This is a genomic window from Acinetobacter sp. CIP-A165 (genome assembly GCF_000367985.1).
GTDB lineage: Bacteria > Pseudomonadota > Gammaproteobacteria > Pseudomonadales > Moraxellaceae > Acinetobacter.
In genome coordinates this window covers 80,674-89,086 of the sequence record NZ_KB849205.1, presented here as the reverse complement: position 1 = coordinate 89,086, position 8,413 = coordinate 80,674, and the positions used below count along the sequence as shown (strand labels likewise).

Sequence of the window (8,413 nt, the reverse complement as noted above, 5' to 3'; positions counted from 1 at the left end):
TGTACAACTTGCGACACTAAACTGGGTAGATTGGTTCAATAAAAAGCGTGTACACAGTGCACTGGGTTATGTGTCGCCTTTTGAGTTTGAAGCAATGTACTATGATAAGATTAACCCGTTAGGTCAGGTGGCTTAACTTAAATAAAAAAGTCTCCGACAAACCCGGTACGGTTCAGATCTTTCTTCAGCATTATTAAAAGTAGTTAGTAATACAAACATAAGTAAGCTTACTATTAATGATGGTGAATATTTTATTAACAAAGAAGTTATTATTCCTAGAAGTCTAGATTTAGATTTCTCTGAAAATGCAAAAATAATTTGTGGTCCATTTGGAAAAATTAAATATCAAGGTAGTAGTGAACTAATTGGAAATTTATCTGCACCATTAAAAAAAGGTGACAATTTAATCACTATTAACCATGACGGAAAAATAAAGGAAGGAGACTTAATTTGTATTACTGATCTTAATCAAGGGTCATATAATCCAACTAGATCTTATTATCAAAAGGGGGAAATGGCTTTAGTATCGAATGTAATCGGGAATAATATCTATTTGTACGGTCGACTCTATGATGAGTATGATACTAACAACGTCCAATTATTTAAAATAGATCCAATTTCTACAAAAATTTCTAATGGAAAAATAATAGCTGATCTAAATAGTGGCGATAGTGGTCTATTTATTGAGTATGGAACAAATATTAAGCTTTTTGGACTGAACTCTTGGGGAGGGGAAGGTCAAAATGTAAAATTATCAAAATGCTATAATGTTAATATCTTTGCTGGTGTTAATTTACTAAACACTCCAAATGTTGTCGTAGCTACGCAATATGGTATTGTAATTTCTAATTGCCAAAAAGTTTTATTCACTGGTGGTCTGTTCGGTGCAACTCGACATTCTATTGCGATCGGCGGTAACTCTGGTTTATGCAATATTGTTAACCGAGACATCAAAATATCTCACGCAACGTTACTTAGAAATGGACGTTATGATGCTTATGCTGGTGATATGCATGGAAATGTTGAAGATGTTCATTACGATAACTGTGTTTTGGATGCGGTTGGTTTTTCGGGTAAAAATGTTTCTGTAAAAAATAGTACAATTTATGGTGTACGTACACCTCATGAAATTGCAGAAACACCAGCAACAAAATCCGGATATGCAACTTATTGTAACAGTATGCTCGGCGGATATTATCTACTTGATAATTGTGACCTTATTGTAGAAGGGGATGGAAGTTCTCATGGTTTTATTTATTTTCATATTTCTCACAACCCTAAAGAAGATGTAAATATTATAATCAATGATGTAAGAATTCATTCTAGAACATCTAAACCTGTTGAAACGCTAATTAGACTCGCAATTACTGTTGGTGTGGAAACAACTAAGAAATTTAATATCTTTGTCGATGGTCTCAAAACATTTGGCATTCCTTCCGTGAATTCTATTATTTGGGCTGGTTCTACCACATCATCCCATGAGTTTGTTACAGAATGCGATAGAATCCAAATTGATAATATTTCTGTACCAACTCAAAACCCTGTAACTTTATTTAGAAGCTTTCGCTTTTCTACTGAGAATACTAAATTCAAGTTACCATCACTTGATGGTAGATTAAAAATTTCCGCTGAAACAGCTGCTCAAAGAAAAGAAGCATCTGTTATTTTACCGTTTATTTACCCTAAAGTTCCTAATGTTCTTTTATCTTGCAGCCCTGTGGGTAATCAAACGTGGGACGAGACATTTGGAAATGTTGATCCTTATGTTCATAGAAAAGCTGCATCAAGTTTAAGACTTGGCATTAAGACAAATGATTTGTCATTACCACTTAACAAGCTGTTTGATATCGATTATACAGTTAGCATGTCAGATTTTTAACAATTGTAAAACCCACTTAATACAAGCCCATGCACTTGGGCTTTATTCAGACCCATGCAAGCCTGTTTACTGAAATAAAACCTCAATAAACAGGCTTTTTTTATGGCAGATTCATACCACCACGGACTGCGTGTCGTTGAAATCAACGAAGGTACACGTCCGATCCGAACCATTGCCACTGCTGTTCAAGGACTCATTGCCACTGCAGAAGATGCAGATGCAACCGTTTTCCCATTGAATACGGCAGTGCTCATTACCAACACCCAAGCTGCAGTTGCAAAAGCCGGTACCAACGGCACACTAAAAACAGCACTGCAAGCGATGGCCAACCAAGCCAATTCAATCTGCGTTGTGGTACGTGTTGCAGCTGCTGAAGATGAAGCAGCACAAACAGCAAACGTCATTGGTACCGTAGATGCTACTGGTAAATATACCGGTGCAAAAGCATTGCTATTAGCGAAAGCAAAACTAGGCGTACAGCCACGCATCATTGGTGCACCAGGTTTAGATACTCAAGCTGTTGCCACTGAACTTGCAACCATTGCAAAAAAACTTCGTGCCTTTGCCTATGTCTATGCTTGGGGATGCAAAACCAAAGAAGAAGTCGTTGCCTATCGTGATGCATTCGCAGCGCGTGAACTCATGGTGATTTGGCCAAACTTCGTGGCATTCAATGTCGACACAGCACAAACCGAAACTGTACCTGCAGTTGCAGTGGCGATGGGCTTACGTGCCAAGATCGACAACGAAATTGGTTGGCATAAAACCTTATCAAACGTTGCAGTCAACGGTGTTACCGGTATCGATGCTGATGTGACTTGGGACCTTCAAGACCCTGCAACCGATGCTGGCTATCTCAACAGCAACGAAATCACCACACTGATTCAGCATGACGGCTTCCGTTTTTGGGGCTCACGTACCTGTTCAGACGATCCACTCTTTGCTTTTGAAAACTACACACGTACAGCACAGATCATGGCTGACACGATTGCAGAAGCACACATGTGGGCCATTGATAAACCAATGCACGGTTCACTGGTCAACGACATGTTGGAAGGCATCAAAGCCAAACAACGTGAATGGACACGCCTAGGCTATCTGATTGGTGGCGATGCTTGGTATGACCCAGAGCTAAACTCAAAAGACACGCTCAAAGCCGGCAAATTGTATATCGACTATGACTATACCCCTGTGCCACCGCTTGAAGACCTTACCTTCCGTCAGCGTATTACAGACAGCTATTTGGCTGACTTCGCTTCAACGATCACTGCATAGGAGTTGATGCATGAGCCTTCCTCGTAAACTCAAAAATATGAACCTATTTAACGAAGGTGAAAGTTACTTAGGTGAAATTAAAACGGTCGGATTGCCAAAGCTCACACGCAAGATGGAAGACTATCGCGGTGGTGGTATGAATGCACCAATCAAAGTGGACATGGGCATGGGCGATGATGGCCTAGTGCTTGAATCCACTTTTGGTGGCTTAGACCTGCTCACATTGCGTCAGTTCGGTATGGAAAAAGTCGACGGTGTGTATATGCGTTTCGCTGGTGCTTATCAACGTGATGACACAGGTGAAGTCGATGCAGTGGAAGTGGTGGTTCGTGGTCGCCATGAAGAAATTGATGGCGGTGACTCTGAACCAGGTGAAGACACTGAACATAAAGTCGTGACCAACTGTGCTTATTACAAACTCACAGTCAACGGCAAAGTTGAAATCGAAATTGACGTGCTTGGCTTCAAAGAAGTTGTAGATGGCAAAGACCGTCTCGCAGCACAACGTAAAGCAATCGGATTATAAGTTTTCCTGCCCTTGCATGGATTCGTTCTGTGCAAGGTTTTTTTGATTCAAATCTCTTTTAGGAATGCAACATGAATACTCAAGATCAAGAATTAAATACGCAACTGATTCAAAACCCGAACCAAGAAACTGTTCAGCTTGAGCAACCAATTCAATTTGGTGGCAATACAATTACTGAAATCACCATCCGTAAACCAAATGTCAAAGCATTAAGCGGTGTCAGTTTACAAGCCATCTATCAGCACGATGTAAACGCATTAATCAAAGTTTTACCACGTGTCACCACGCCTGCATTAACACCACAGCAAGTGCTTGAACTAGATCCAGTGGACTTCGCACAACTTGGAGGTCACTTGGTCACTTTTTTGTACCCGAAGGATCTGCAGAAAGCGATCAAAGAGGATCAGCAATAAAACTGGTCGATGACGTAGATGAAGCGATTGCCAACATTGCTTGCATCTTTCATTGGCCACCGAGCGCATACGATGACATGGACATTATTGAATTAAGTAAATGGCATCACCATGCGCTGAAGCGTCACCAAACCACTGTATAAAAGAGTCCACCAATGTCAAAACTAAAATTAGAAGTCCTATTTGGAGCAGTTGATAAACTCACAGGACCAATGAAAACCATCGTTGGTGGCTCTAAAACAATGGCTGACGCGCTCAAAAAAACCAATGGTGAGCTCAAGGACCTTGAAGCACAACAGCGCAAAATCTCAGGTTTCCGTCAGCTCACCGCACAATCTGAAAAGACTGCTCAGGCATTGGCCAAAAACAAACAAACCATTTCTGAATTAAAAGCAGCACTCAAGATCAATCCTGAAGTTCAGGAAAATGTCACAGCATTGGCTCGTGCTGAAGCCGCACATAAACGCCTGATGGGTGTGCAGAAAAGCCAACGTACAGAATTGACTGGTATGGCTCAGGAATTCAACAAAGCTGGCATTCAGATGGATCGATTGAATGATGAAGAATCAGATCTAAAAAATAAGATTCATCTGACTACCATGGAGCTAAACAAACAAAAAGAATCCTTAGGCAAACATACAGAAGCCCAAAAGAAATACGAAAAGATGCAAGAACGCATGGGCAAAGCCAATGATATGGCTAAAAAGGGACTCATGATTGCAGGTGCTGGTGCAGCTGCTTTAGCAGTACCAGTTAAAATTGCCATCGATTATGAATCAGCCATGGCAGACGTGGCCAAGGTCGTGGATGGCCTGAAAGATGAAGCCGGCAAAATCACACCGGCTTATACAGCCATGTCCAATCAAATTCTTGAAATGACCACACGCCTTCCAATGGCGGCCAAAGATATTGCAGCCATTGTTGCCGCTGGCGCTCAGTCAGGTATTGCCAAGAATGAACTTATTGGCTTCGCTGAATCTGCAGTAAAAATGGGTGTGGCATTTGACATCACTGCAGATCAGGCAGGTCAAAGCATGGCAGAAATGCGTGCAGCATTCAAAATGACCCAGCCACAGGTCATTGCCTTAGCCGACCAGATCAACTATCTCGGCAATACATCACCAAATAAAGCTGACAAGATTATGGAAGTGGTGCAGCGTATTGGTGCTCTGGGTGAAGTCGGTGGTTTTGCTTCCAGCAGTATTGCTGCCATGGCTGCATCTCTGACTTCCGTTGAACCTGATGTTGCAGCCACTGGTATTAAGAATATTATTCTGGCAATGACCAAAGGCGAATCAGCAACCAAAGGACAAGTCGAAGCCTTTGAAAAACTAAAACTGAAATCTACTGATGTTGCTAAGAACATGCAAAAGGATGCTGAAGGTACCATTGCAACGGTACTGAAAGCCATCCAGAAACTACCAAAAGAAGAACAGGTGGCTGTAACCAATAGCCTGTTTGGATCTGAAGCACTACCAGTAGTCATGCAGTATTCACAAGGTCTGGATACACTGACCAAGAATCTGAATGCTGTATCAAGTGCATCAGTCTACGCTGGATCAATGGAAGCAGAATATGCAGCACGCGCTGCAACTACAGCCAATAATATTCAATTGGCCAAGAACCAGATGGCGGCCTTAGGCATCACCATCGGCAATGTTTTATTGCCTGGTGTCAATTCCATGATTGGCAGTTTCAATGGTGTTATGAGCTCAGTTCAAAAATGGGCACAAGCGAATCCTGGTCTAGCATCAGGTTTAGTCAAAGTTGCCATTGGAGCCATTGCCATTGTTGGTGGATTATCTGCCCTATCAATTGGCTTAATCACAATCTTTGGACCAATGATGATGGTTGGTCGTGCATTTGGTGCAGTTGCTTTGGCTGCCAAAGGTATGAGCATGGCGTTACTGACCAACCCAATTACATGGATTGTCCTTGCCATTGCTGGTGCTGCCCTGCTGATCTATAAGAATTGGGCCCCGATCTCAGCATTCTTTGTCGGCATTTGGAACACCATCAAGACGGCATTCAATGGTGGTATCACCGGAATTTCAGCACTGATCATCAATTGGAGTCCAATCGGACTGTTCTATTCAGCATTTGCAAAAGTACTGTCATGGTTCGGTGTGGATCTTCCAGCGAAGTTTACCGGCTTTGGTGCCATGATTTTAGAAGGGCTCAAGAACGGTATTTTATCCAAAGTAAATGCCGTAAAAGATGCTATCACAGGTGCTGTCAGTGGCGTGATTGATAAAGCCAAGGGCATTCTAGGCATTCATTCACCCTCACGTGTCTTCATGGGCATTGGTGGCTACACCATGCAAGGTATGGCCAACGGTATTGCCAATGCCAATGGATTACCGATTGCAGCAACATCCACCGCCACACAAGGTGTGGTCAACACTGCTGCCCAAACTAAGCCAGTCAAACCCATCAATGTTGGTCGCAATAACCCACGTTCATATATCAGCCAAGACACGATTGAAGTGCATATTCATGTCAAAGATGGATCTGTAGTCAAAGGAACGGCTGAAGCAATGCGTCAGGAACTCCAGCGAGTGGCTGAAGAACAGCAGATGAAAAAACGTAAATTTTTAACAGACACGGAGTAAAGACACATGATGATGGCTCTAGGCTTGTTTGTCTTCTCATTACGAACAGCGTCATATCAAGAACTGCAACGTGTCACCAATTGGCGACATCCTTCCAATAGCCGTGTCGGAGACTCCCCTGCTTATCAATTTATTGGTAAAGGTGAAGATGTCATTACACTTAAAGGCGTGATTTACCACGAACTGACAGGAAGTCGCGTCACATTAGACATGCTCAGACAAATGGGCGATACAGGCAAGGCATATACCTTAATTGAAGGCACAGGCAAAATTTATGGCTTAGTCATCATCAATGATTTAGATGAAACCAAAACCTATTTCTTTAAAGATGGTGCAGCACGTAAAACTGAATTCACTTTAAAACTGACCATTGTACGCGATTGGCAACCGACCTTATTAGGCACCCTGATCGGCATGGGTGTTGGCGCACTGAATAGGATTCTATAATGCTGAATAAAGTCATGAACGTCGTTGGTACGGCATTAAATTCTGTTGAAAAAATGACGGAATATCCTTACCCCATTTTTCGTGTTGAAGTCGATGGTGTCGATATCTCATCCCTTATGGCTTCACGTTTAATGTCTTTGAGCATCAAAGACAATCGTGGGCTTGTGGTGGATTCAGTGGACATCGAATTGAATGATGCAGATGGCATGCTCAGTATTCCACCCAAAGGTGCCATCATTCAGGTCTGGCTAGGTTGGTCCAATACCGGTTTATTCGACAAAGGCAAATACAAAGTCGATTCCACATCCCATCGTGGCGCACCAGATGTGCTCAGTATTTCTGCCATGGCCAATGACGTGTCAGAAGGTTTAAAACAAAAGCGTGAACGCAGCTGGAGCGACAAAACCATTCAAGAAATATTTGAAAAGGTTGGTGCTGAATATGAACTTAAAGTCATTGTTCATGAAAAATTCGCAACAAAACAAATTAAATACATTGCTCAAAATGAATCTGATGCAAATCTCATCACACGTATTGCCGATGAAAATGACGCAATAGCCACTGTAAAGAATGGACATTTGATTTTATTACCACGTGGTGCAAGTACAACAGTTTCAGGTTTAGCCTTACCACGTGTGCAAATCACCAGAAATAAGGGCGATCAGCACAACTACACCAATGGCACAGGTACGGACAATATCACAGGTGTCAAAGCCTACTACTACACCGAAAACAAAGCCAAAAAATTGCATGTCGTAGTCGGTGACAGTGAAGACAACATGAAAGAGATCCGCTATGTGCATCGGGATAAAACCACCGCTGAACTGGCAGCCAGTGCGGAATACAATCGCTGTAAACGTACTGCCCAAAAACTGACATATACCTTGGCTTTTGGCGATCCAACCTTAATCCCTGAACAGGAATTTGAATTTATTGGCTTAAAACCTGAAATTGATGACATTATCTGGTTAGGGACAAACGTTACCCATTCACTCAATGACAATGGCTTCACCACCTCAGTTGAATTGGAAGTACAGCTTCCAGATGCCGATGATGTATCGACCCTGTTTGAAGGCAAAGAAGAAAAGACTGAAGAAGAAAAAGAAAAGTCCAAAACCAAAAAGCGCACTGGTAAAAATTATGCAGATTATACCGGTGTCATTGCCTATTACAGCGAAGGTGGCAAGTCAGTCAAAATCACCTCAGGTGATCAAAGCAAGCCATTAAAGTTGACTCACGTCTACAAATCGAAAAAGACCGC

At 42.2% G+C, this 8,413-nt stretch carries 9 protein-coding genes; all 9 read left to right on the top strand.

What is annotated here, in order from left to right:
- Nucleotides 1-136, top strand: a 136-nt coding sequence (locus F991_RS17510; protein WP_002059989.1) for an integrase core domain-containing protein, incomplete at its 5' end; no start/stop codon positions are given.
- 378 nt (nt 137-514) lie between these two features.
- On the top strand, nt 515-1,879 hold the full coding sequence (locus tag F991_RS14250) for a phage tailspike polysaccharide lyase family protein (protein ID WP_004672763.1): 1,365 nt from the start codon (nt 515-517) through the stop codon (nt 1,877-1,879).
- 102 nt (nt 1,880-1,981) lie between these two features.
- The gene (locus tag F991_RS14245; RefSeq protein WP_004672762.1) at nt 1,982-3,154 is read left to right on the top strand and encodes a phage tail sheath protein; all 1,173 of its coding nucleotides are present in this window, start codon (nt 1,982-1,984) and stop codon (nt 3,152-3,154) included.
- Between the two features lie 10 nt (nt 3,155-3,164).
- The gene (locus F991_RS14240; RefSeq protein WP_004672761.1) at nt 3,165-3,680 is read left to right on the top strand and encodes a phage major tail tube protein; all 516 of its coding nucleotides are present in this window, start codon (nt 3,165-3,167) and stop codon (nt 3,678-3,680) included.
- A gap of 71 nt (nt 3,681-3,751) precedes the next feature.
- Nucleotides 3,752-4,093 (top strand): phage tail assembly protein, encoded by a 342-nt coding sequence (locus F991_RS14235; RefSeq protein ID WP_004672760.1) that lies wholly within the window; start codon nt 3,752-3,754, stop codon nt 4,091-4,093.
- Nucleotides 4,090-4,236, top strand: a complete 147-nt coding sequence (locus F991_RS17300; RefSeq protein ID WP_308444327.1) for a GpE family phage tail protein — start codon at nt 4,090-4,092, stop codon at nt 4,234-4,236. The genes F991_RS14235 and F991_RS17300 overlap by 4 nt, the downstream gene beginning before the upstream one ends.
- A 12-nt stretch (nt 4,237-4,248) precedes the next feature.
- Nucleotides 4,249-6,705 (top strand): phage tail tape measure protein, encoded by a 2,457-nt coding sequence (locus tag F991_RS14230; RefSeq protein WP_004672759.1) that lies wholly within the window; start codon nt 4,249-4,251, stop codon nt 6,703-6,705.
- Nucleotides 6,706-6,711: 6 nt separating this feature from the next.
- A complete protein-coding gene (locus F991_RS14225) occupies nt 6,712-7,152 on the top strand; it encodes a phage tail protein (protein ID WP_004672757.1) in 441 nt (146 codons plus the stop codon).
- Nucleotides 7,152-8,413 (top strand): contractile injection system protein, VgrG/Pvc8 family (locus F991_RS14220; RefSeq protein ID WP_004672756.1); only part of this gene is annotated, 1,262 nt, incomplete at its 3' end. The genes F991_RS14225 and F991_RS14220, both read left to right, overlap by 1 nt.